At 58.5% G+C, this 22,681-nt stretch carries 18 protein-coding genes; 8 read left to right on the plus strand and 10 right to left on the minus strand.

Going from position 1 to position 22,681, the window contains the following annotated elements; all coding sequences use genetic code 11:
- Positions 1-3: 3 nt before the first annotated feature.
- Together VGK48_01220 and VGK48_01225 are read right to left on the minus strand one after the other, a co-directional pair.
- Positions 4-3,981: an IPT/TIG domain-containing protein gene (locus VGK48_01220; GenBank protein HEY2379776.1), complete on the minus strand. Its 3,978-nt coding sequence runs from the start codon at positions 3,979-3,981 to the stop codon at positions 4-6.
- A gap of 1 nt (position 3,982) precedes the next feature.
- On the minus strand, positions 3,983-4,483 hold the full coding sequence (locus tag VGK48_01225) for a hypothetical protein (protein HEY2379777.1): 501 nt from the start codon (positions 4,481-4,483) through the stop codon (positions 3,983-3,985).
- 139 nt (positions 4,484-4,622) lie between these two features.
- Between VGK48_01225 and VGK48_01230 the strand changes: the two genes are divergently transcribed.
- From VGK48_01230 to VGK48_01245, 4 genes are all read left to right on the plus strand, one after another.
- A complete protein-coding gene (locus VGK48_01230; GenBank protein ID HEY2379778.1) occupies positions 4,623-4,793 on the plus strand; it encodes a Trm112 family protein in 171 nt (56 codons plus the stop codon).
- Positions 4,783-5,784 (plus strand): glycosyltransferase family 9 protein, encoded by a 1,002-nt coding sequence (locus VGK48_01235; protein HEY2379779.1) that lies wholly within the window; start codon positions 4,783-4,785, stop codon positions 5,782-5,784. Before VGK48_01230 ends, VGK48_01235 begins: the two co-directional genes overlap by 11 nt.
- Before the next feature lie 81 nt (positions 5,785-5,865).
- On the plus strand, positions 5,866-6,858 hold the full coding sequence (rfaE1, locus tag VGK48_01240) for a D-glycero-beta-D-manno-heptose-7-phosphate kinase (GenBank protein ID HEY2379780.1): 993 nt from the start codon (positions 5,866-5,868) through the stop codon (positions 6,856-6,858).
- Positions 6,839-7,771 (plus strand): glycosyltransferase family 4 protein, encoded by a 933-nt coding sequence (locus VGK48_01245; protein ID HEY2379781.1) that lies wholly within the window; start codon positions 6,839-6,841, stop codon positions 7,769-7,771. The genes rfaE1 and VGK48_01245 overlap by 20 nt, the downstream gene beginning before the upstream one ends.
- A gap of 9 nt (positions 7,772-7,780) precedes the next feature.
- Here the strand turns inward: VGK48_01245 and VGK48_01250 are convergent, their stop codons facing one another.
- Genes VGK48_01250 through VGK48_01265 form a run of 4 tightly spaced genes read right to left on the minus strand, consistent with a single transcriptional unit; the run spans position 7,781 to position 11,092 of the window.
- On the minus strand, positions 7,781-8,476 hold the full coding sequence (locus VGK48_01250; GenBank protein ID HEY2379782.1) for a hypothetical protein: 696 nt from the start codon (positions 8,474-8,476) through the stop codon (positions 7,781-7,783).
- Positions 8,473-8,925 (minus strand): hypothetical protein, encoded by a 453-nt coding sequence (locus tag VGK48_01255; GenBank protein ID HEY2379783.1) that lies wholly within the window; start codon positions 8,923-8,925, stop codon positions 8,473-8,475. Before VGK48_01255 ends, VGK48_01250 begins: the two co-directional genes overlap by 4 nt.
- Before the next feature lie 5 nt (positions 8,926-8,930).
- Entirely contained in the window at positions 8,931-9,764 is an 834-nt protein-coding gene (locus VGK48_01260; protein ID HEY2379784.1) for a formylglycine-generating enzyme family protein, read from the minus strand.
- A gap of 26 nt (positions 9,765-9,790) precedes the next feature.
- The gene (locus VGK48_01265; protein HEY2379785.1) at positions 9,791-11,092 is read right to left on the minus strand and encodes a DUF1552 domain-containing protein; all 1,302 of its coding nucleotides are present in this window, start codon (positions 11,090-11,092) and stop codon (positions 9,791-9,793) included.
- Positions 11,093-11,384: 292 nt separating this feature from the next.
- Between VGK48_01265 and VGK48_01270 the strand changes: the two genes are divergently transcribed.
- The 3 genes from VGK48_01270 (at position 11,385) to VGK48_01280 (ending at position 17,302) form a co-directional block, all read left to right on the plus strand.
- Entirely contained in the window at positions 11,385-15,425 is a 4,041-nt protein-coding gene (locus VGK48_01270; protein HEY2379786.1) for a carboxypeptidase regulatory-like domain-containing protein, read from the plus strand.
- Between the two features lie 198 nt (positions 15,426-15,623).
- Complete coding sequence (locus tag VGK48_01275; GenBank protein HEY2379787.1) at positions 15,624-15,956, plus strand: hypothetical protein; 333 nt, start codon at positions 15,624-15,626, stop codon at positions 15,954-15,956.
- A gap of 704 nt (positions 15,957-16,660) precedes the next feature.
- Positions 16,661-17,302: a fibronectin type III domain-containing protein gene (locus VGK48_01280; GenBank protein ID HEY2379788.1), complete on the plus strand. Its 642-nt coding sequence runs from the start codon at positions 16,661-16,663 to the stop codon at positions 17,300-17,302.
- Between the two features lie 179 nt (positions 17,303-17,481).
- On the opposite strand, the gene VGK48_01285 is transcribed toward VGK48_01280, so the two are convergent.
- The 4 genes from VGK48_01285 to VGK48_01300 are packed head-to-tail and all read right to left on the minus strand — an operon-like array spanning position 17,482 to position 21,237.
- Complete coding sequence (locus VGK48_01285; GenBank protein ID HEY2379789.1) at positions 17,482-18,417, minus strand: glycosyltransferase family 2 protein; 936 nt, start codon at positions 18,415-18,417, stop codon at positions 17,482-17,484.
- On the minus strand, positions 18,411-19,247 hold the full coding sequence (locus tag VGK48_01290) for a glycosyltransferase family 2 protein (GenBank protein HEY2379790.1): 837 nt from the start codon (positions 19,245-19,247) through the stop codon (positions 18,411-18,413). Before VGK48_01290 ends, VGK48_01285 begins: the two co-directional genes overlap by 7 nt.
- Positions 19,244-20,110: a class I SAM-dependent methyltransferase gene (locus tag VGK48_01295; GenBank protein HEY2379791.1), complete on the minus strand. Its 867-nt coding sequence runs from the start codon at positions 20,108-20,110 to the stop codon at positions 19,244-19,246. The genes VGK48_01290 and VGK48_01295 overlap by 4 nt, the downstream gene beginning before the upstream one ends.
- 32 nt (positions 20,111-20,142) lie before the next feature.
- Positions 20,143-21,237, minus strand: coding sequence for a DUF1972 domain-containing protein (locus VGK48_01300; protein HEY2379792.1), 1,095 nt, complete (start codon positions 21,235-21,237; stop codon positions 20,143-20,145).
- A gap of 332 nt (positions 21,238-21,569) precedes the next feature.
- Between VGK48_01300 and VGK48_01305 the strand changes: the two genes are divergently transcribed.
- A complete protein-coding gene (locus VGK48_01305) occupies positions 21,570-22,679 on the plus strand; it encodes a M20 family metallopeptidase (GenBank protein ID HEY2379793.1) in 1,110 nt (369 codons plus the stop codon).
- Positions 22,680-22,681 lie beyond the last annotated feature (2 nt).

The following is a 22,681-nucleotide window of genomic DNA, read 5'->3' on the forward strand; positions in this document are numbered from 1 at the left end:
ATCCTATTTCAGCGGGGGCCCGGAGGCCTGAATCCTGTCGGAGCCGTAGATTTCCCAGGCCCAGATCGGCTGGTCCGAATGGACGTGGATGTATCCGCCTACCTGGCTTATAACGCTTGGCACAATCTGGCTGAGCAGCTGCGCCGTTTGCTGGTTGGCGCCCAAGGCGAGGGTCCCGGATTGCGGCGTGCCGCCGTTGGAGCCATAGACCTCGACGGTGATGTTCGCGGGATTCCCTCCGTTGGTGAGGGCCAGGCCGGTAAACAAGCCATCCCCATTCGCAACCTGGGGGAACCAGAAATCCGTCGAGGCCTGGGGTGCGCCGATGGTGACGGGATCGGCGCCGTTGTCGATATCAACAACTCCGACGATTGCTTGCGCGGCCGAACCGAATAGCGGAGGCGGAACCGTCACAGTTACTGCACCGACCCCAAAGTAACCTGCCTGCAATGAAAGATGCACTGCCGCATTGGGGCCAATCGTCTCCGCATAAGAGGCGTTGCCGAACGAAATCAAAGCATTCTGCGCGGCGCCACTAACATTCACCAACGTCAGCGTTGATGCATATCCGCTTCCGGCCACAGCTTGCGGAAAAACGAGATTCGACTGCGCGCTCGACGCCGGAACCGCCGGATTGATCGTGAGCCTGCCGGGCGCGGAGACCTCCTCGACAGCAGCCAGTGGCACCGACGATTTTACTCGCGAGGCCGCAGCGATCGTCGTCACGAGCCGGCTCGTTGGAGGCATCGTCAGCATTTGCACTGCGCCCGTGGCGAGATTCGTAATCTGAACGTTCGCCGTTCCCGCCGATGGATTCACCATAATCGCGGACGCGCCGGCATGGAATAACACAAAGTCCGCCGACGTATCCTGAGCATTGCTTCCGTCCATGGCCGACAAATCGGACGCGCCGGTCGCTGTGAACACGCCGAGTCCGGGGACGGACGCTTCGACCTGTATCCATCCATCAAACGTCTGCAAACCGAACAACTCCGAAATAAGCTTTGCGGACTGCTGACCCGCAGTCAGCGAAACCGTGATCGGATTGAGAATCCCCGGCCCCAGAATATAGGCCCCACTTGAATCGAACGCGCGCAACACAACACTTTCCGCACTTCCTTGCGGCGCAAGCAATGCAATACCGCTGAACCCGGTGCTGCTCTGCGGGCTCCACGGAATGATTCTCACCTGCGGCTGAAACGACGGATCATAACGAACACCGCCGGAGACGCCGGCATCGCTCACGACACCGCCGCCGCTGATCGCTTTCACCACGAAATAGTACGTGGCGTTCGCCTGAAGATGCAGCCCGCTCACGACAGCAGAATTTTGCGTGGCCGGCGTGAAGGCCAACACGTCGGTACCGCCCGGCGTCGTACCAATGCCGTACTGGAATGAGGCAATTCCCGAGGGCGGCGCCGCCGCAGTCCACGATGCGGCAAGTTGCATCTGGTTCGCCGTCAACTTGCCTTCATCGCTGACGACAGGCTTTCCAGGCGGCGTCATATCCATCGAGCCGGCGACAGTGGTATAGCTGCCGTTTTGATAATGGTAGGTGATCAACGACTGGCTGTTCACAACCGGCTGATCGAAACCCGTCAGCACTGCAGTGGTTCGGCTCAGGTCCTGCATGCCGACGGTCGCACTCGAACCGGCGGAGCCGGGACCGCTCATGTCGCCGTAAACGAACTGAATGTCGTTGCTGCCCTCGTACAAAACAATTTCAAACGTGACGCTGGTCTGCGGGTTCGCTCCCGAGGCGCCGATGATGCTTGCGTTCGACCATTCCACGATGAATTGCCGGTTCGGCGCACTGCCTGTCACACGAACGCCTGCGCTGCTGATTTCCGGCGGGAGAATCAGATAGCTCCAGAACGGCGCAATCAATGACGGCGGAACGACGCCTGTGCCGCCTGAAGGCAGAGTTACCGTCGCGGCAGGCAGCGTTGAATTTTGAGAGGCCGGATCCGTTGCTCCCGCCAGGCTGATCCAGCCATTCGTCGAAATGGATATGGCCCCGCCAGCGGGAAAAATGTCATTGAAGAGACTGAACGTGAACGGTATCGATACGGATGCAACAGCATCGTCCGAAGTGGGGAATGCGACGGGCGTACCGCCCGCGCTGACCGATGCGTCCTGGAAGCTGTACACATTCGACGCCACGTTGGTACTCGGCGCGACACTCGTGACGGTGAACGCCGGGCCGGTTGCGGACTGGCCGACCACCGTAATGGTCACAGGACCGGAAACGGCTCCGTTCGGAACGACCGTCTGAATCGCGTTGTTGGTTAGAGAAATAACGCGCGCGGCGGCGCCACCGATCGTGACCTGAAGGTTCTGCGGGATGGCGCCGAAATTGTTGCCTTGAATCGTCACCACCGTTCCCGGCGGACCGGAAAGTGGCGACGCGGAGTCGATCACCGGAGGCGCCAGAACAAAGCCGAAAAGTCCCGCAACGCCCCAGGTGCCGTCCGCATTCATGACAACGATATTCGTAAAACCCGGCATATTCGAAGGGGTCATGGCCTGGATCGTCCCGGAATCGACAACCGTGACCGATAGCGCGGCGAGACCGCCGAAATACACCTGCGCGCCGCTGCGGAAATTCGAGCCTGTTATCGTAACCAGGGTTCCGCCAATCACCGAACCCGAAGCCGGAGTGATGGCGACACAGGCCGGGGCGGGATCCGTAATGACAAGCGCGCCCGAAAGTATGGAGGTATCGCTGTTGCGGCTCACCTCGATAAACTTCGGACCCAGCGTCGTGGACGGGTCGATCGCAACATTCATCTTTGCACTTGTCGGTCCCACGACCGAGATCTGTCCGCCGAAACAGTTTGTCATGACGCTGATGCCGCAGCCGCCCGCAGGCACACCGAGGGCGATTTCCGGAGCCGAAGAGTTGAACAGAACACCGGCGGTGATGTCGTATCCGCCCAGAGTCAGGATTCCACTGATTCCGCGTCCAAGACGCACTCCGGTAGCGGGCCGCGTCAGGTTCAAACCTGTTGCGCTTTGAGGCAAGGTCTGAATGTTGGCTGTTGCCACCGCGTTCGCGGCAACGGTGACCGTCCGCGCTCCTATTAATGTTGCAACGTTGCCGAAGAAGGTGGTTCCGAAGTTTGTCTGAGCCGCCTGGTAAAAAGCTGCAATATTGGCCGCTGTAACCGGGTTGTCGAGCGGTTCCGCATAGACTCGATACGTTCCAGGCGGGACGAATCGAAGAGTGTACGTTCCGTCGGGTTGGGAGAGCGTCGAAACGATCGAGGTTCCAGTCGAATCAACGGCGACGACGTTCGCGCCGAAAATCGGGCCTGTAGCGGACGCGATCGTTCCCTGGATTTTTCCAGTCGCCGGAAGATTCTTCGGATAAATCTCCATGACGCCCGCAATATCGTCGTAAGACAGGGTCCGCTGATCCAGTTGACCGGGCAAAAAGTACGGCGACATCACGGACGAAATCATCGCGGCATGATCGAGACCGAGGAAGTGCCCGATCTCGTGGGTGGCGATGTTTTGAATGTCGTACCTGGCCGGCTCCCCGCTGGTCGAAAAAAGGAGCCCGGGGTTGAAGGCGATATCCGCTTCCTCCGTGCCGTACCCGGTCGTACCGCCGCTGCCGGGCACACTGCCGTAAAACAAGAACGTCGCTGCAATCGTCGCCGACCCCAGCGGTGCAGACGAGTCCGTAAATGTCACGAGATTAATCCCGTCAAAGCCGACATGGCTGACAGGCGTCGTTCCTGTATCAGTGAACTGGATATTCGTGGCGGGAATGCTCTGCCAGGTCTGGAACGCCGCGCGAATCGCGGCGAAGTCGCTGCCATTCGAGATCTGGGGTGAACCTGACGCACTGATCGCATAGGAGACCGGCATCGTTTGCCACTTCGCCATCTCGCCCAATGAATCGGTCAGGCGCGTGTACGCGGCCGCGCTCGCACAGAGAAGCCCGATTGCCGCGAAGATGCAGACGAACCGCATACTAACGGCTAAGGAGCTTTCGAATCTGGTCTTTGAAATTCTGAACCGGCATCCTGGTGAGGGCGCCGGGACGACCGTCCGGGAATGAAAGATCGCCGACGCTGTTGGTCACTTCGCCATTCGTCACCGTGAACTTGCCCTGGCCAAGGCCCAGCACCGTTTGAAACCCGGCACTCTGCTCGACGAAAACGACGGCGGTCTCCCCGCTCTGAAAAGACGGCATCCCGGCGACATGCAATTCGACATCACCGATCTTTCCGCCAATCGTTGTCACTTCGATGCTGCGGGACGACTGCCCCTTGATGGTTTCGTCCACCTGGATGGTGTAGTTCGTGTAGATGAGTCTTCGGTTCGTGCTCCAATAGGTCCGTGAATTCACGACTCGGCCGGCAACGATCGTATGTGCCCGTCTGACAAGGTCTTCCAGGCTGAGACGCTGGACTGTCGTGGCATACAGCGAACCGGTAAAAAGCAGGATTGCGAAAAAAATCCGGGCCCGCATCAGGCGAGTCTATCATGGGGGCAGAATGCGGAAGGGGGAGGATCTATTGGACCATTGCATCATTAGAGGTTTCTGCATTTCAGATTTGAAATGCAGAAACCTCTAATGATGCAATGGTCCAATAGAATATTATTTCGAAATGGCCGTCAATCCTGAGCTCCTGAAGATTCTGGTATGTCCACTGTGCAAAGCTCCGGTCCAGCTGACCGAGAATGGGCAAGGACTGAAGTGCAGCCAGTGCCGCCGCGTATATCCGATTCGCGACGACATCCCGGTGATGCTGATCAGCGAAGCGAAAGTTGAAGACTAAAGATCTCCTCCATCGTCTTCCAGAAAACGCCCGCATTCTTCTAATCCGGCTCCGCTCGATGGGCGATTGCCTCCTGCTGACGGGACCCGTCCGTGCTCTCAAAGAGGAATTCCCCGGCCTCCGTATTTCCGTGCTTGTGGAAAAACGGTTCGCTGCATGTTTCTCCGGCAATCCCGATTTCCACGAGGTCCTCATTGCGAAGGGAAAGTACCGCACGGCCGTGCGGCTGTTCTTCCGGCGATTCCATGTGATCGTCAATCTGCATGGCGGCCCGACGAGCCTGACATACTCTCTTCTCGCGCACGGCAAACGCGTGGGCGTCGAGCATTATCGCCTTTCGTTTCTCTACCACGGCCTGCTGCCGCCTCCCGATTCCTCCGCCCACACCGTCGAGACCACAATGGCGGGGTTCCGCTGGCTTGGAGTGAAACAGGAGACCGCGCCGGCTCTGCGATTTGAAAAACACGAAGGCGAAGCCGGCCAAATCGAAAAAACGTTGCGAGGCCGCCCGTACGCCGTCATTCATCCCGGCAGTGTGATGGCCACCAAACGCTGGGATCCAGGACGCTTTGCCGCCGTGGCACGCACATTGATGACCCGCGGCCTGACGATCGTCGTCACTGCCGGACCGGGCGAGGAGTCTTTCGCCAGCGAAGTTGCGCGGCAGATCGATGGCAGCGTGATTCTATTGAGCCTCTCCATTCCCCAACTTGGCGAACTGATCCGCAGCGCAAAGCTGTATGTGGGAAACGATTCCGGCCCGATGCATCTCGCTGCAGCGGTGGGCACGCCCGTCGTCGTGCCGTGGGGCTCTTCGGATTCCCGCCGCTGGCGCCCATGGGCCGTGGATCATCGCGTGGTCCAGAATCCCTTTGAGTGCAATCCGTGTCCGGGCTATCGTTGCCTGGTTGCGGAGTCGCCGCTGTGCATCGAATCGGTGACCGCCGAGCAGGTGACTGAAGCTGCAGAGGAATTGATGAGCCGCAGATGACGCGGATGACGCAGAGGGGAGCGCATTAAATTTTAACGCTCCCATCTGTGTCATCCGCGTCATCTGCGGCTAAGAACTGATATGAATCGCACCCGCGTTGAAGAAATCCTGAATCGCTTCTCCGGTCAGACCATCCTGATCGTCGGAGACGTCATGCTGGACGAATTCATCTGGGGCAAGGTGCGCCGTATTTCGCCGGAAGCGCCGGTGCCAGTCGTCGAGGTGGTGGATGAAACATATCGCCTGGGCGGATCGGGCAACGTCGCCGCGAACATTCAGGAGCTCGATGGAAAGGCTATTCCTATCGGAATCGTGGGCCGCGATGCCGCCTCAGATCGCATTGGCGAGCTGCTCGAAAAAGCCGGGATCGAAACCCATGGGCTGGTCCGCGCCGACCGGCCGACGACGCTGAAGACGCGCATCCTGGCTCACAGCCAGCAGGTTGTCCGGGCCGATCGGGAAAGCAGGAAACCTCTTTCCGCCGAATTGAATGCCGACCTGGCAATGCTGTTCACGCAATTTCTGCCGGAAGCCGCCGCCGTCATCGTTTCGGACTATGACAAAGGCGTCGTCAATCCGGATCTGATGGCCGCAATTTTGCCGATGGCCCGCAGCGAGGGAATCCCCGTCTTTCTCGATCCGAAAGTCCATCACGCCGATTACTATCGCCCGATTACGCTGATCACACCGAACCATCGCGAAGCGGAGCTTCTCACCGGCATGGCGATCGACAGCGAGCCGCGCCTCGAAGAGGCCGGACGCAAACTCCTGCAGAAATTCGCTTGCGAATATGCGCTGATTACGCGGGGCGAGGAAGGCATGTCGCTTTTCAGCAATGCAAGCTCGCATCACCTGCCGACATTCGCCCGCGAAGTGTTCGATGTGACGGGTGCGGGCGACACCGTCATTGCCGCCCTGGCTCTCGCTCGAGCCGGCGGCGCGGCGATGGAAGAAGCCGCAATTCTCGCCAATCATGCCGCCGGCATCGTTGTTGGAAAAGTCGGCACGGCGACGGTCACTCGCGCCGAACTCGTGTCGGACTTCGAAGCCCGCGATGCGCATTTTGCAGGTTAATTCGGCGCGAAGCCTCGGCGGCGGAGAAACCCATGTCCTCCAATTGACGCGCGCGCTCCGCGGCCGTGGTCACGAAGTTTTTCTGGCTGGACGCCGCGGCGGCCCGCTGAATCCGGACATTCCGCTGACGCCGCTGAAACTCCGTTCAATCCTCAAGCACGAAGACATCGACATCGTCCATGCTCATGCCGCGCGAGATTATCCGCTGGTCGCGGCAGCCGCCCTGGGGATCCGGGGCGTGAAGGTTATCTTCACGCGTCATCTGTTGTACCCGGTGCGGCGCAGCATTCTGTACAAGCGCGTCGACGGCTGGATCGCGCCGACAGCCGAAATTCTCGAAACCCTGAAACCGTTGAAGCCGAAGCGTTCGGTGGTCATTCCCAACTGGGTCGACACTCAGAAGTTCGCTTACCGGCCGCACCCGTCTCACAAGCCCGTGAGGATCGGGCTCATCGGACAGATCTCGCCGCACAAGGGACACGACGACGCCGTCGAAGCCATGCGCGAACTCGGCGGTGAGTTTCAGCTGATCATTGCCGGGGAAGGCGAGGCCTCTTACATCAAGAAGCTCAAACGCCAATCGAGCGGCCTGCCTGTCGCCTTTGCGGGATTCGTCACGCTGCCGGATTATTTCGCCGCGATCGATATCCTGATCGTTCCGTCATGGCAGGAGCCGTTCGGTATTGTAACGCTCGAAGCGATGTCGGCCGGTGTGCCGGTGGTAGGGACGGGACCGGCGGATGTGTTAAGGGGAACGTTCATCCCGCCGCGCAATTCCCATGCACTCGCGCATGCGATTCGGACGTGCAAGTTGGACGCGGAAGCACGCGAGCATGTGGAGCGAAATTTCGATGTCCGGAAAGTTATTCCGAAGATTGAGGAGTTTTATGCGGGAATAATCAGGAGCAGATAACTATTGGCCCTAATTTTTCTTCCCCCTCGCGACTTCCGCCGCCTTCTCCGACCATCGAATCGCTTCGTTCGCCGTCGGCCAGATAATGTCGAGCGGCGCTGCGCGCATCAGGAGTTCCTGCAGCGAACCCATGGCGACCTGAGCGTTCCGGAATTCCTGGGGCGCGAGTTGATCGGCTCCCAGGAGCTGCGCAATCTGGAACGCGGTGCGGGCCTGGGTCACCGAGGCGTGGACACCGGCTCCGCTGATCGGTTTCAGCATGGAGTAATCATAAGCGCCGACAGGAATCGAGGTGGTCTTGCGGCGGGGATCCAGGGAATTCTGAGTGCGGAAGACGACGGTCGCGCTCGGACGATCGACCATGTAATGAGGTTCGGCGGTAATCAGCAGGCCGAATTCGGTCAGCCGCGTCGTTCCGCTGAACTGGCCTTTCCCTCCGCCCGCATCCAGCTCGCCGAGGTTGTCGAAGGCTCCTTCCGGAGATACAGCCCACACCACGTATGTGTTCATCGCAGGAGCCGCGTTGGCGGGCGGGCCGACGCGATCGATGTCCACGCGGACATGCGACACGGTTCCTTCGCGTTTCAGTTCGACCCGGCCTGAAGGCGCCAGCACCACCTTGACGTCATTGGTTAGCGGCATCGTCACCACATCAACGTCGACATTCCCCAGCAGCAAAAATAGAGCGAGCGACAGAACGATCATGGCGACGGATATTTGCTGACAGGTGAAAACGAAATTTTAAGTGTGTCTTTATCGACGAGCAACGCGAGCGGACTCTTCAGCGAGTCGATCCCGAGATACACTACCACCGAAGTGCCCTTGCTGTTCGAGTCCACCACGCGCGCGTCGTGCATCCCTTTCGTGTAGTAACCGTCCTTGCCCCAATCCTGATCAAAGTCTTTCATGGAGTAACGGCCACTGGCGTCCCACAACTGATACGCGCCGTCGAGGTTTCCGCCCTCGACCTGTGCCATGAACTGGCGCACCGCGCGCTCCTCCCGAAAGTTGGCGAACTTGTAAAGCATGCCGCTGATGAATATCAAAACCAGTGCGATCCAGAAAGGAACCTTCAGCCGTTCCTTCAGAGCCCGCGATTTTTTGGGGATCGGGTGGTTGTCGTAGAGAAGGCTACCGATGATCTTCTCGGCCATAGGATCTATTCTAGCCGCGAATTCTCCAACACGCATCTGAACCCGATATTCGCCACCCGAAAGGTTGGAATAAACCAATAGCGATACGACGCCCGGGCCACACCCGGTTTCCCGATCCAGGCGCCGCCGCGCAGAACTCTGGTGGGCAGAGTCTGGCCTTGAAAGGCGAGTGTGTCGCCTGCCGGCGGCCCCATGGGATCGACCGCCGGGCTGTTCTCGTAGTATTTGGATCCGTACCAGTCGTTGGTCCATTCCCAGACGTTGCCGAGCATGTCGTAGAGGCCGTAGGCGTTGGGCTTCTTCTGCGCGGATTCGTGCACGGCGTGCATGCTGTTGACGCTGGTCCAGGCGATCGCGTCCAGTTCGCCGTAACGAACAGTGGCCGTGCCGCCGCGGGCGGCGTATTCCCATTCCGCTTCAGTGGGCAGGCGGCCGCCAGCCCACTTGCAATATCGGTCGGCCTCTTCCCAGGTCATCGACATCGCCGGGAATTTCGGATTCGTCTGCTCGCCGGCCAGCCGGACGGCGTTCGTGCTCCCGAAAATCTGGAAAGCGGCGACCGTCACTTCGGTCTGGCCGATCCAGAAGTCATGGCTGATTTGAACCATGTGCGGCGGCTTTTCATCTTCGTAGCATTCTTTATCGCCGTCGGAGCAGCCCATCCGGAACGCGCCGGCAGGAATGTGAACGTAGGTCTGGTGATCCTTGGAATTCTTGCGGGTCTCGGGCGGCGCGGCGAACAGGGAGCCTGCGAGGAAGAAAGATAGGAGAAGACCTATCGGAAATTGGAGATTCGAAATTCGAGATTGGCGATCGGATTTCCAATTTCCAATTTCCAATCTCCAATCTCCAATCTCCAATAGTATTAAAGTTCCAATTGGCCGCTACTGTCACCAAGCTTATCTATAGTAGCCCCGGCCTTGTCCATCAAAGTCAGGAGCAGGTTCGTCATCGGCGTACGATCGGGGAATTTGATATGCCGGCCGCCCTTGAAACCGCCGCCGAAGACCAGGTTCGGCAGCGGGAAGTGATCATGGACATTGCTGTTGCTCATGTTGCTGCCGAACAGAACGATTGTATGGTCGAGCAGTGAACCGTCGCCGTCGGGAGTGGACCGCAACTTTTCGAGGAACTGCGCGAACAACCCGGCCTGGTAGATCTGGATCTTGACGTTCTTCTTGATCGCCTCGGGCAGGTCGTCATGATGCGATATCTCGTGCCAGGCATCCGGGACACCGATCTGCGGAAGCGCGCGGTTGCTGGTTTCACGCGCGACCATGTAGGTCGAAACGCGGGTGACGTTGGCGCGATAGGCCAGGACCAGCAGGTCATACATGGTCTTCACGTGTTCTTCGTAGGAGTAAGGAATGCCGGCCGGAGGCGCGGACAAAGCCGGATCGGCGATCACAGCCTGTTCGGTCCCGACTTTCTGTATCCGCCGTTCGATCTCCCGCACGCTGTCGAGATAGTCGCCGACGGCGGCCCGGTCCCTGGCCCCGACGTTCTTCTGAAGGTCGGCCACCTGGTCCTTGAACGCGTCGAGGATGCTGCTGTCTTCCTTGCTGCGTCCGGTTTGTCCGAACATCCGGTCGAACGCCCGCCGCGGATTGATCTCAATGGGAAGCGGCGTCGTCGGGGTGCGCCACGACATTGCGTTCATATAGATGCAGCCGTAATCGCGATCGCAGGAACCCACCATCCCGGAGCGGTCTTCGGTCCCGAGCTCGACGGACGGCAGCAGGGTCGAGTTTCCAATGCGCCGGGCGAGGATTTGATCGGCGGTGACGCCGGCCAGGGCGTCGGTTCCCTGCGTCGGTTTCGGCCGCACTCCGCTCAGCCAGGTTGTCGGGCTCAAGGAATGGACCGCCGAGGTGTCGGCCGCGGCATGCGCGAGGCCTGAAACGACGATCATCCGATCCCGGAAGGCTTTGAGCGGTTGAAGAATAGGCGTCAATTCAAAGGACGCGCCCTCCTTCTTCGGCGTCCATTGGTCCATGATCGCGCCATGGGGCATGTAGACGAACGACATTCGTGGAGCGGCGTTCAGCGCGGTCTTATCCTGAGCGGTCAGTGCCGGGACCATGCAGTCCAGGAAAGGCAGACCCAAAGCGGCGCCGGTAGCCCGCAGGAAGGTGCGGCGGGAAAGGTATTTCTTCGTGACGAACATGGCTTAATGCGTGACCAGCTTACTCAATCCGTAATTATAAATGCAATACGGTAGCGTAAATAAAACATAAGGAACGATCGCCTGGAATCCACGTCAGTCGTGGCTCTCAGGCTTGACGATCGAATATCGCTGGTATAGAGTTTTCACACTTTTGAGTGTTTCAAAAGTGTGAACAGGCTTTAAAAAAAAATGACAAGCTGGAGACAATTCAGGGCCTCGATTTCTTTGACCCACCGGTTTGGCACATATATAGGTTCGCGGCTCCAGCAAGAAGCAAATGGAGGGATGGTAGATGTCGAAAAAGTTTACGTACGCACTAGCCACGTTTGTGCTGTGCGTGCTTTCTGCATACACGTTCGGACAAGGTATTAATGCCGTAGTAGGCGGCTCCGTGTCCGACGCGTCGAAAGCATTGATTCCCGGCGTGACAGTTACTGCAACGAATACGGGAACCGGTATTGCATCAACGACGGTAACCAATGAGTCCGGGGCATATCAGTTCCCTGCATTGCAGCCGGGAACTTACAAGGTCAGCGCGGAACTCCCCGGGTTCCAAACCCAGACGTTCACCGGCGTCACACTCGGTGGAGCGCAACAGATTACGCTCAATTTCACACTGCAGGTCGCTGCCGCGGCTGGACAGCAGGTCGAAGTGACGGTAGCCGCGGACACGGTTATGGCCACCACGTCAAACTCGATCGGCACCGTCCTTCCGGACTACAAACTCAAAGAACTACCTGCTCTGACCGGCAACGTGCTCAACGTGGTTGAGAACGTTCCCGGCGTACAACGCGATTCGGGCGGCACGTTCGGATATATGGCGGGCGGACGTCTCGGCGACGTCAACGCCACACTGAACGGCGTCAACGTGAACGATGGCCGCTATGAAAACGGCGCCTGGTCCACGGTGTATACGAGTCCCGATCTCGTTGAAGAAGTCAAGGTTGTCGTGGCGCCTGTGGACGCTGAAACGTCGCGCGGTAACGGCCAGGTGCAGATGATCACGCGCTCCGGAACAAATGCATACAGAGGCAGCCTCTCCTGGAGCAACCACAATTCGTCGCTCGACGCCAACGATTGGTTCAACAACCGCAACGGCGTTGCCAAGGGCTATGACAACCGCAACCTTTATACGGCTCGCCTCGCTGGTCCCATCTTCAAGAATAAGACGTTCTTCTTCCTCTTGTTCGATGGTCAGCGCGACTTTAAAAAAGTCGCGGCGACCGGTCTGACATGGACCGATATGGCAAAGGCCGGGATTTTCCGGTATTGGCCCGGCGTTGATAACACCAATGCGTCGAACGCCAAGCCAGGTGTTGATATTTCCGGAAACCCAATCATGCCTGGCGGCGCCACGGGCCCGCTCGCGGCAATCGGCCTGTTTGGTTCCTGCAATTTTAACGGGGCACCCGTAGCGAACTGCAAACCGTACAGCAATCCGCTCACTCCATCGACAGTTGCGTTCATGCAACAGGAATTCAGCCGCATGCCGTCCCCCAACCAGTTCACTTCGGCTGGAACCCTGACAGGTGACGGTCTCAACACCGCTATTATCAACTTCGTTCGCCGTCAAGATGGTTTCGATCAGACGAACGGAAACAGCGACGAGGTGAACCGCGATCAGTACAATGCGCGCATCGATCACAACTTCAATTCGAACCACAAGTTGAGTTTGATCGCCACCAACGAACACACCTGGGGCACGGCTTCTCAGGCAGGATTGAGCGCCTGGCCTCTGGCATTCAGCGGCCTGGCGGTGAAGCGGCCGGTGGTCTACACGATTCAGATGAGTTCGACGCTTTCGTCGACCATGTTGAACCAACTCCGCCTCGGCAAAAGCGGGTCCGACAATTGGCAGTGGGGCGCCGCGGACCAGAGCACACCGCTCGGCGCGCAGGTCCGGTCGTTGCTTTACTACGCGAACGGCATCCCGATCGGTGGTGATAATGCGATGTTCGCCACTGGTATTTCGCCTTTTGCCAGCAAGGGCGGATTCGGCCGATGGCGTGAAGGTATCAACCCCCGATGGTCCATTGGAGATGATCTGAGCTGGACCAGAGGAAAGCACGCGTTCAAGGGCGGTATGGAATGGCGCCGCACGGAATCGAACGGATTCAACGACCCCAACATCACTCCTGTCGCAGCCCTGGGCGGCGGCAACAACCCGCTCACCCTGGACAGTTCGGCTGCGGGCGGCGGATTCACCGGACTCTCGACCAACAACGCGACTCTGGCCAAAAATTTTATCTATGACACGGCCGGCCAGATCAATACCATCAATGAAGCTTTCGGCATCCTCAGCGCAACCAACACAGCGCTTCAGCCGACGCCGATTGTTCCCAACAACCGCCACTGGAATTATCAGAACGAAATGAGCGCGTATTTCAAGGACGACTGGAAATTGCGTCCGGCTCTGACCGTCAACCTGGGCGTTCACTGGGAATATTACGGCCAGCCCTACGAGCATAACGGCCTCGCGGCGCGCGTCGTCGGCGATCAGAACGCGTTCTTCAACGTGAACTGCGCCAGCACCCCCGGCACTCCGATCGCTGATATTCCGGCTCCCGGACCGGGCGACACAAGCTGCACCAATCTGGCTCAGGTGCAGTTTGTCGGAAAGAACTCGACACATCCCGACGTCGGCGTGAATCTCAAGGGAAATGATTACCACAGCTTTGCACCGGCCTTAGGTTTTGCGTATGACCTGCCGTGGTTCGGGAAAGGCAAGACGGTTCTGCGGGCCGGATATGCCATTGCGTATGAAGGCGCTCTCCGCAACTTCATCACGGTGGACGGCGTTATCAATACCGTTCCCGGCATCAACCTCATCAACGGCGGCTCCGGAATAACCTGGAACGCTCCTGCGGCGGGTGCGGGCACTCCGAACACGACGCTCGCCAACCTTCAGCTGCCGATTCCGTTCCCGGCCGGCACGCCGACCACATCTCCGTTCCCGGTGACGCCGACGGCACGAACCCTGGGAATCACAACCTACAACTACACCAATCCGTACACTCAAAACTGGAACATTGAAGTCCAGCGCGAAGTTGCGAAAAACACAACCGTTGAAATTCGCTACGTAGGAACCAAAGGCACGAAGCTTTGGGCCACGGTGAACAACAACGACTACGCGCTGTATGAGAGAGCCAATGCTTTTGGTCTGTTCAGCGCCTTTGACGCAGCGCGCGCCGGCGGCGATTCGCCGCTCTTGAATCAGTTGTTCAATGGCGTCGGCCTCACCGGCACGTGCGTCGTAAATGGAACGACGTGCACGGGCGCACAGATTCTTCGGACCAATACGACGACCCGGCCGTTCCTTGCGAATGGCAGCTACGGTGCTTTGATCAATTCGATCAACACCAGTCTGGCGTATACAGGAAGCGGCACAACCAGTTCCGGACAGATCCTCCGCCATGCCGGTTTCCCGGACAACTATCTGGTGCCAAACCCGCAATACTCGTCGGTGAATTTCCAGGAGAATGATCAGAACTCAACCTATCACTCCCTGAACCTGCAGGTTACCCGCCGCCTGACTCAGGGTTTCACCAATACAACCTCGTTCATCTGGAGTAAAGCGATGGGCGCAGGCAATTTTGTGGATCCCGCGCAACGCTCGGACTGGAAGACCCTGCAGACTGTTGACCACGCGGGCCAGCTGAGCAGCAGCGGAACCTACATACTGCCTTTCGGCACGGGCAAAGCCCTTTTGGGCAACGCTCCCGGCTGGGCGCAGAGAATTGTCAGCGATTGGCAAGTCGGCGGCATTGGCAACTATGTCACCGGCGGCCCCGTGTCATTCACGACTTCGGTGGACCCCTTCAGCAGCAATGAGGCGGGCCGCCCGGTTCTCGTCGGTGCCAACCCGGCTGGCAGTCTCAAGAAGATCGCTTCAGGCGTGACATACTTCAACGGCTATTCGACGATTCCGGACCCGACCTTCGCTCAGGTTACACCCGGCTGCGTAGCCACAACAGCTTGCAATGGCCTGGTCGCCGGGTTAAGCAACAGGGCTGTGGTCGATCCAAACGGAAACGTTTTGATGGTCAACCCTGCTCCTGGAACAAAAGGGAACGTCCAGCAGAATAGCCTCCGTGGACCGGGCGCGCTTTACCTCGATATGAACATGAAGAAGAGCATCCGGGTTGCTGAAAGCAAAAACATCGAACTTCGCGTCGACATCGTGAACGTTCTGAACCATCCGAACTTCTCCGATCCGACGGCGAGCATCGAATCCACCAGCTTCGGCAACATCACGTCGCTACGCAGCGGCTTGAACACCGGCGGCAACGGTGGCATGCGAAGCTTCATTCTGAACACACGTTTCAACTTCTAACAATGGCAGCGGGCTGCGGCCCGCCGCTCGAACCTCAATCCCCTGCGGGCAACCGCAGGGGATTTTTTTATTTCCCGCACTCTTCCGACACCCTTGGCTCCGATTCACCGAGCAAAGCAAACTTCCGATTTTTTTCACCTGGGCCATTCCTGTCGGCCGCGCTATATTGTCACTGCCCCGCGGCTCCGGGAGACACGAATGACACCTGAAGAAATCCACAACACGATTGAATTCCTCATTCAGCATTCCGCTAATTTTTCCGTCCATATGGAGGAATTGAGGCTGCGGCTGGAAGAATTGGGCAACCGGCAGCAGGACTTTGCCAGACGCCAGGAGCGCGATCACGAATTCTTGATGGAAGTAACGAAGTCGACCGCCCAATTTCAGTCCTGGGCCGCCGATGTATTCGCGATCGAGTCGCGGCGGCTCGATGAACGCGACCAACTGCATCAGGACGCCAGAGCCTTCCAGAAAGAAGCGCTGCGCCTGCTGAACCGCATTCTTGACAAGCTTCCGCCCGCAGAACACTAAATAAAGGTGCGGACGCATCCAGCCTTCGATTTTCGACTCCAAGCATGGATCTGCGAGATGCAAGCTTGGACTTTGAAATCCAGGCCTGCATGTGGCACATCCAGGCTTGAATTTCCAGATTCAAGCTTGGATGCGACGCATGCAGGCTTGGATTTCCAGATTCAGGCTTGAATGCGGCGCATGCAGGCTTCGAATTCCGGATTCAGGCCTGAATGCGACGGATGCAGGCCTGGAATTTCAGATTCAAGCCTGAATGCGACGGATACAGGCTTGGAATTTCAGATTCAGGTCTGAATACGACGGATACAGGCCTGGAATTTCAGATTCGAGCCTGAATGCGACGGATACAGGCTTGGAATTCCAGATTCAGGCCTGGATGCGACGGATGCAGGCTTGGAATTCCGGATTCAGGCCTGAATACGGCGGATGCAGGCTTGGAATTTCAGATTCAGGCCTGAATACGACGGATACAGGCTTGGAATTTCAGATTCAGGTCTGCATGCGACGGATGCAGGCTTCGAAATCCAGATTCAGGCTTAGACCCTCCATCACGTTCGCTTTCCGCGGGCATTTGTAAAATTCCGCGGCCGATGCGTAAAAAGATGCCAGGCAGTTTAGTACTTTTTGCGTTTGCCGGCGATTTACATAGTATGGGGCCAAATAATCCGGCCTCAAATTTTGACAACGAAGGGGGGTGAGAGCCTATGTCGCAAACCAAAACGATCAAACCGTACGAAGCGTACGGCACGGAGCCGGACGGTACCATCGTCACGACTGCCACGGCCGTTCAGACCGCTTTGACCGGGAATTCGAATTACTCGAATCTGCCGGTCGACTTGGCGACCCTGAAGACGGATATCGCGACGCTATCGGCGCTTATGGCCGAAGCTCGAGATGGAAGTAAGAAGGTCATCGCCGAGAAAGCCAAACAGCGGGAAGTTGTTGTGAAAGAGTTGCGGCTGCTGGGACGCTATGTCGAAGTGACATGTAAAGACGATATGGCGATTTTCCAGTCCAGCGGTTTCCGGCCTGCGTCAACGAGCAGGACGAAATCGCCGGCACTGACTCAGTACATCCGCAGCATCAATCACGGCGCCCACAGCGGGCAGATTGTCATTCGACTGGTGGCGGTTCCCAAAGCCGTCAGCTACGAATTGCATTATGCCGCTGAAAGCAACAACGGCGCCGCTCCGGCATGGACGACATTGACGTTGACGGGTGTGAGAACGCCCGTCACGCTCAGTGGTCTGACACCGGGAACGGCGTACGCATTCCAGACGCGGTCGCTGGCGAAAGCCGGTGGCTACACCGACTGGAGTGATCCGGTGACATTCATGTGCACATAACCGGATAACCGCTGGGCCGCAGGTGACGCGAATGGCACGGATGGGCGCCCATCTGTGTCATCCGCGTCATCTGCGGCTACTTCTCGTAGAGTTTGCTCCGTGAAACTGCGCACAAGCGGCGATCAAAATATCGGAAGCAGGGACGGTATGTCCATCTCAGCCGGTTTTCATGCAATGCCTTATCGAAACCATTCCGAAGGATCGGCCTTCACACGCCGCTGAATAGATTTCCGCTTTTGGAGCAGGCGTGGGAGATGGCGAAGGAGGTAGAAGAATGCGGGGATCGAGGACCACTCCCTTAAAAACACAAAGCCGATGACGGCGAGATCGCGCTTCGTGATCGGCCAGAAATCGCGCCGGTACAGGCGGCCGCTGATGTTATTCAAGCGCAGCAGAAACCGGTTTTTAACTGAGTGGTAGTTGATCAGTTTCGGTAATTGGCTGCGGCGTTCCGGGGTGACGCGGCGGCGATGCCGGGCGGCGGCGGACGGAACATAAATCGAAGTCCAGCCGAGAAGGCGGCAACGCCAGGCCAGGTCGGCATCTTCACGATAGGCAAAAAAGTCTTCGTCGAAATACTGGCCGGATATCACAACCGCATCGAGTGCAGCCCTCCGGTACATGGCCGCGGCGCCACTCGGGCCGAAGATGTCTTCGGGTTGATCGAACTGCCCCGAATCCGGCTGATCGGCGCCGCGATCGAGATGCCGCTGCTCGCGGAACATGATGATGCCGGTGGAATCGATCATCTTTCCATCCATGCGCAGCAGCTTGCCGCTCGCCGACGCGGCATCGGGCCGCACATCCAGGGCGCGTACCAGTTCCTCGATGAATGATGGGGCCAGGACGGTGTCGGGGTTGAGAATCAAAACGTATTCGGACTCAAAGCGCCCGATCAGTTCGTTGTGCGCCTTGCAGAAACCCGTATTGACGGGCGAGCGCATGAGATATTGAACGTCGAACGGCTCAACGGTCTTCAGCGTGTCGTCGCTGGAGGCATTATCGAAAATGTGAACGGCGACGTCCGTGAACGTTTGCAAGCGCAGGCTCTCGAGGCAAGCGGCGATATCGCCGGCGCTGTTGAACGTGACGATGTTGACGGCGACCTTCACCATCCGATCAGCGCTCCGAACAGAACCTTGCTATAGCCGGGAAGATTCGAAGGCCGCGCGATCATCCGGCCGATCACACCGGCAGCAACAGATGCCCGGACAGCAAGGACTTCATGCCATCTGAACCATTTCTGCGCATACCGGACCTGGTTCCGGTAGTACGCATCCACAAACCGGCCGCTCCCCATCGCCTTCGCGCTGTAGCCGCCGGCGTGGGCGAACCTGGCCTCCGGCGCGAAGTAGACTTCCCAGTTGTCGCGCTGGAGACGGCGGCAGAAGTCCACGTCTTCGTACCAGGCGGGATAGAAGCCGGGATCGAATATTAGAGTTCCTTTGGAGATCTCGCGCCGGATCATAATGGCGGCGGCCGCGACCTGCTCGACTTGAATGAAATCCCCTGCGCGGTCATAGACCGCGCCTACAGGCAGGCCGAGATTTTCACGGAGGAGAGTCCACATCGTGGGGAGAAGACGGGGAAGATATTTCTCTCCGGCATAGCCGCCGATGGCCGCAGCGCGGGGATGAGTGTCCATGAACTGTTCCATCAACCGAATCGAACCTGGGGCGGCCTGCACGTCTGGATTCAAAATGAGGACATATGGCGTTTCTGCCCGCTGGAGGATCTCATTGACGCCGCCGGCAAACCCGCGATTTTCGCTGCTGCGGACAACCTGAGCCCTGCTGGATTCCCGGCCGGCAAAATCCAGCGAATCGTCTTGCGACGCGTTATCAAAAACGAGAATCTTCAGATCCGGCTCGCCGAGCAGCGATTCTACGCAGGCCTGGAGGTGGCGTCCGGAATTCCAGTTCACAATACCAGCCGTCGTCTTCATGCGGGCTTCTTCGTCGCAAAAACCAGCATGATGTCCATTGGATTGATGCGGAATGTCAGACTTGAGGAGCCGTTTGTCTGTGGAAGCCAACGGCAATATCGCGACAGCCGGTTGAGGACCAGCCCGGCGCTGGCGTGCTTCCCGATGTTTTTCACGCGGCGCACTTCAAGGCCATGATCTTTAAAAAGCCGCGAAATGGTTTTCGGATCGAAGAAGAAATAGTGCTCGGGAATGAACTGGCGCCAGCGCGACTTCAGGAGCGTGAATGGAAGCGACGCGATGTTCGGTGTTTCGATCACGAGCAGGCCGCCCGGTTTCAGCCGTTCCGCCATCGCCTGGATGAAACGGCGCGGCGAATCGACGTGTTCGATGACATGAAAGCTGGCAGCCACGTCGAAGTCCTTCCACGGGACGCGTTCGATCACGCCTTCAAAGAGCGGCGCAATGCGGCGCGAATCCGCCGCCAGATCCGGATTCGGCTCGACGCCGAAAACATTGAATGACTTGCTCGCGACGTCCAGGAAATCGCCCCGCGCGCAGCCGACCTCCAGCAGTTTGCCGCCGGACTTGAACTGCTGCATGAGGTCGAGCCGCCACTGCGCGTTCAAACGTCCGAGCCGGTGCTCCTCAGTTCCGGACAACTGCCGGAAACTTTCATTAGCCTGGATAACTCTTTGCGTGGTTACGGAACCGGAATCGGCTCCGAATACAAGATTAGACCGCCGCAATCCGACGTAGCGGAAACCGCAGCTCACGCACTCGACGAGCGGCCCGTCGAGGCCCGGCGAGTTCAGGACGAAGCGCGGGTTCTTGGTGCCGCAGAGATCGCAATCCGCCGCCTGTTCCTCAGAATTTGCGGGCATACAGCACTATTGTTATCTGATATGCGGTCAATTTAACCAGAAACGACAAGCTCTCTGAATAAGTTTTCGTACGCGTCCGTCACGGCGTCCCAGGAATAGCGAGCTTTGGCGCGGGACCGGGCGGCCGCGCGCAGCCTCTCCACGAGCGCCGGGTCAGACAAAGTCAGTTCAAGTTGCGGGCGAAGCGTGGCGGCATCATCGAAGAACAGCCCGGCGTCGCCGAGCACTTCGTTATTTTCAGGAGTGTCTTTGGCGATGACGCAATTGCCGGCGCCCATGGCTTCGATCAACGCGGGGTGCGTGCCGCCCACTTCGGTCGCTTGAATATACGCGTAAGCGTGCGACTGGAGCTCGCGGTATCCCGTTCCATAAATCGCGCCCGGAAACAGGATGCGTGGATCGCGTGTGCTTTTCAGGCGCTCGATATAGTCGTGCGCGTATGGCGCGTCGCCGACGATGAGAAGCGGCATGTTCGTCCGAACATTCTCGAATGTTTCGGTCACGATGTGCGCGTTGTTCTCCGGCTCGAGGCGGCTGACATAGAGGAAGTATTCGCGGGGCTTCACGCCCAGGCGGTCGAGCACAGCCGTGGTTTCAACTCGCTCGCACTGCGCTCCATACGCGATCATGACGGACGGCGTGCGGTACTCTTTCAGATAATAATCGCGAATGACGTTGGCATCGGTGACGACGACATTCGGAATCAGCGTCGCCAGCCGCTCCGAGAGGCGGTAATAGGCGCGGCCGGCCGGACCCCACTTTTTTCGAAGCCGTTCGATACCGTCGACATTCAATGCCACGGATGTTCCGCCGAGCCGCGAAATGACGCAAAAGATCGCGTTCGCCGCATTGCACATGAGAATGCAATCGAACCGCCGGGGCAGCGCGTGAAGCACGGAGAGGAAGGTATGCGCGACGGTGTCGAGGTGTTTTGTGCCGATCGTGGGAAGAATGGTGAGGCGTACGCCTTTATAGGTCTTGTCCGGATAGCGGATGTTGTTCGAGCGGCAGTAGACCGTCACGTCGTGGCCACGAGCGGCCAGACGGGTGGCGAGTTCTTCGGCGAAGGTTTCGAACCCGCCGTAATTGGCCGGGATGCCGCGGGTTCCCAGGATGGCCAGTCTCATTGCATTGGAACGATACCATTCGGAGCGCTGCGCGGAAATCTGTAAGGTGGCTGCGCCACTTTTAGGAAGTGAGCTATGGGAGGAGCGCAACATTCCCCGCCCTTCCAAGGCGGGGTGGCTGCGCCGTCAATAAAATGGTCCGTTCTTTGGCAGGCGCAGACGGGGTGGTTGGTAACTTCCATCAACAAACAAGGTGCGCTTCGCGGTTCGTAACTAACCACCCCGGCGCTTTGCGCCACCCTTCCTTGAAAAGGAGGGGAATGGAAGCGTCGCGAACTTCATAGATGCTCGCGCAGCGCTCTTTTTAATCGGAAAGCAGCTATTCTTTTCCTATGCAAGACCTCCTCGCCAGATGCCGCCAGCAGCTCCCGGAAGCCGTGCTTCTGCTTGAGCGGATGGTTTCGATGGAATCGCCGAGTCTCGACAAAGCACTCACCGATAAATTTGTTCAATTTGTCAGTGAACAATTTACCGGAGGCGACGTCACCATCATCCCGGCAGAAAAATTCGGCAATCACCTGCGCCTGAAATTTCCGGGTGCGTCCCGAAATCGGGTGCTCCTGCTCGGACACACCGATACCGTCTGGCCCGCGGGAGAACTGGCCAGACGGCCGTTCAAGATCGAAGGTGGGCAGGCTCTCGGCCCCGGGGTGTTCGATATGAAATCGGGGATTGTTCTGATGCGAATGGCGCTTGCCGTATTGAAAGACAGCCCCGTGACCATTCTGCTTACAAGCGACGAGGAAGCCGGCAGTCCATCGTCGCGCGCGTTGATCGAAAGCGAGGCCATCCAGTGCGCGGCCGTGCTGGTGCTCGAGCCGGCGCTTCCGGGCGGCGCGTTGAAGACGGCGCGCAAGGGTTCCGGAAGATTCACGCTTAAAGCCATCGGACGGGCGGCGCACGCCGGCATCGATCCGCAGAAAGGCGTGAACGCGATCGAGGAGCTTTCGCATCAGATCCTGAAGCTGCAGAAGATGACCGACATTCGGTGCGGTACCACGGTGACCGTCGGTGTCGTGCAGGGCGGAACCCGATCCAATGTCGTACCGGCTGAAGCGGCCGCCGAAATCGATGTGCGCGTGACATCGATGGAGGAAGCGGAAAGGCTCGTCGCAGCGATCAGGAGTCTCACACCGCACCTGCCGGAAGCGCGGCTGGAAATCCACGGCGCGATGAACCGGCCGCCGATGGAGCGCACCACCGACACCGCGAAGCTGTTCAACCTGGCGCGGACGCTTGCCGCGCAGATCGGAATCGATTTGAAAGAAGACTCCACAGGCGGGGCTTCGGACGGGAATTTCACGGCCGCGCTGGGCATTCCAACACTCGACGGCCTGGGCGCGATTGGCGGCGGGGCGCACGCTGCCGATGAGTGGGTGGAGATCGAGTCGCTGCCGGCCCGGGCAGCGATCGTCGCGGGATTGATAGGCGAACTAATGTAGAA

The organism is Terriglobia bacterium (assembly GCA_036496425.1).
Lineage (GTDB): Bacteria > Acidobacteriota > Terriglobia > 20CM-2-55-15 > 20CM-2-55-15 > 20CM-2-55-15.

Excerpts from the sequence above, each read along its gene's own strand:
- rfaE1 (HEY2379780.1), top strand. The coding sequence starts at position 5,866 with ATGAATCGCACCCGCGTTGAAGAAATCCTGAATCGCTTCTCCGGTCAG.
- VGK48_01230 (HEY2379778.1), top strand. The coding sequence starts at position 4,623 with ATGGCCGTCAATCCTGAGCTCCTGAAGATTCTGGTATGTCCACTGTGC.
- VGK48_01305 (HEY2379793.1), top strand. The coding sequence starts at position 21,570 with ATGCAAGACCTCCTCGCCAGATGCCGCCAGCAGCTCCCGGAAGCCGTG.
- VGK48_01295 (HEY2379791.1), bottom strand. The coding sequence starts at position 20,110 with ATGCCCGCAAATTCTGAGGAACAGGCGGCGGATTGCGATCTCTGCGGC.
- VGK48_01285 (HEY2379789.1), bottom strand. The coding sequence starts at position 18,417 with ATGGTGAAGGTCGCCGTCAACATCGTCACGTTCAACAGCGCCGGCGAT.
- VGK48_01250 (HEY2379782.1), bottom strand. The coding sequence starts at position 8,476 with ATGATCGTTCTGTCGCTCGCTCTATTTTTGCTGCTGGGGAATGTCGAC.
- VGK48_01275 (HEY2379787.1), top strand. The coding sequence starts at position 15,624 with ATGACACCTGAAGAAATCCACAACACGATTGAATTCCTCATTCAGCAT.
- VGK48_01255 (HEY2379783.1), bottom strand. The coding sequence starts at position 8,925 with ATGGCCGAGAAGATCATCGGTAGCCTTCTCTACGACAACCACCCGATC.
- VGK48_01265 (HEY2379785.1), bottom strand. The coding sequence starts at position 11,092 with ATGTTCGTCACGAAGAAATACCTTTCCCGCCGCACCTTCCTGCGGGCT.
- VGK48_01280 (HEY2379788.1), top strand. The coding sequence starts at position 16,661 with ATGTCGCAAACCAAAACGATCAAACCGTACGAAGCGTACGGCACGGAG.
- VGK48_01300 (HEY2379792.1), bottom strand. The coding sequence starts at position 21,237 with ATGAGACTGGCCATCCTGGGAACCCGCGGCATCCCGGCCAATTACGGC.
- VGK48_01270 (HEY2379786.1), top strand. The coding sequence starts at position 11,385 with ATGTCGAAAAAGTTTACGTACGCACTAGCCACGTTTGTGCTGTGCGTG.
- VGK48_01225 (HEY2379777.1), bottom strand. The coding sequence starts at position 4,483 with ATGCGGGCCCGGATTTTTTTCGCAATCCTGCTTTTTACCGGTTCGCTG.
- VGK48_01220 (HEY2379776.1), bottom strand. The coding sequence starts at position 3,981 with ATGCGGTTCGTCTGCATCTTCGCGGCAATCGGGCTTCTCTGTGCGAGC.
- VGK48_01245 (HEY2379781.1), top strand. The coding sequence starts at position 6,839 with ATGCGCATTTTGCAGGTTAATTCGGCGCGAAGCCTCGGCGGCGGAGAA.
- VGK48_01290 (HEY2379790.1), bottom strand. The coding sequence starts at position 19,247 with ATGAAGACGACGGCTGGTATTGTGAACTGGAATTCCGGACGCCACCTC.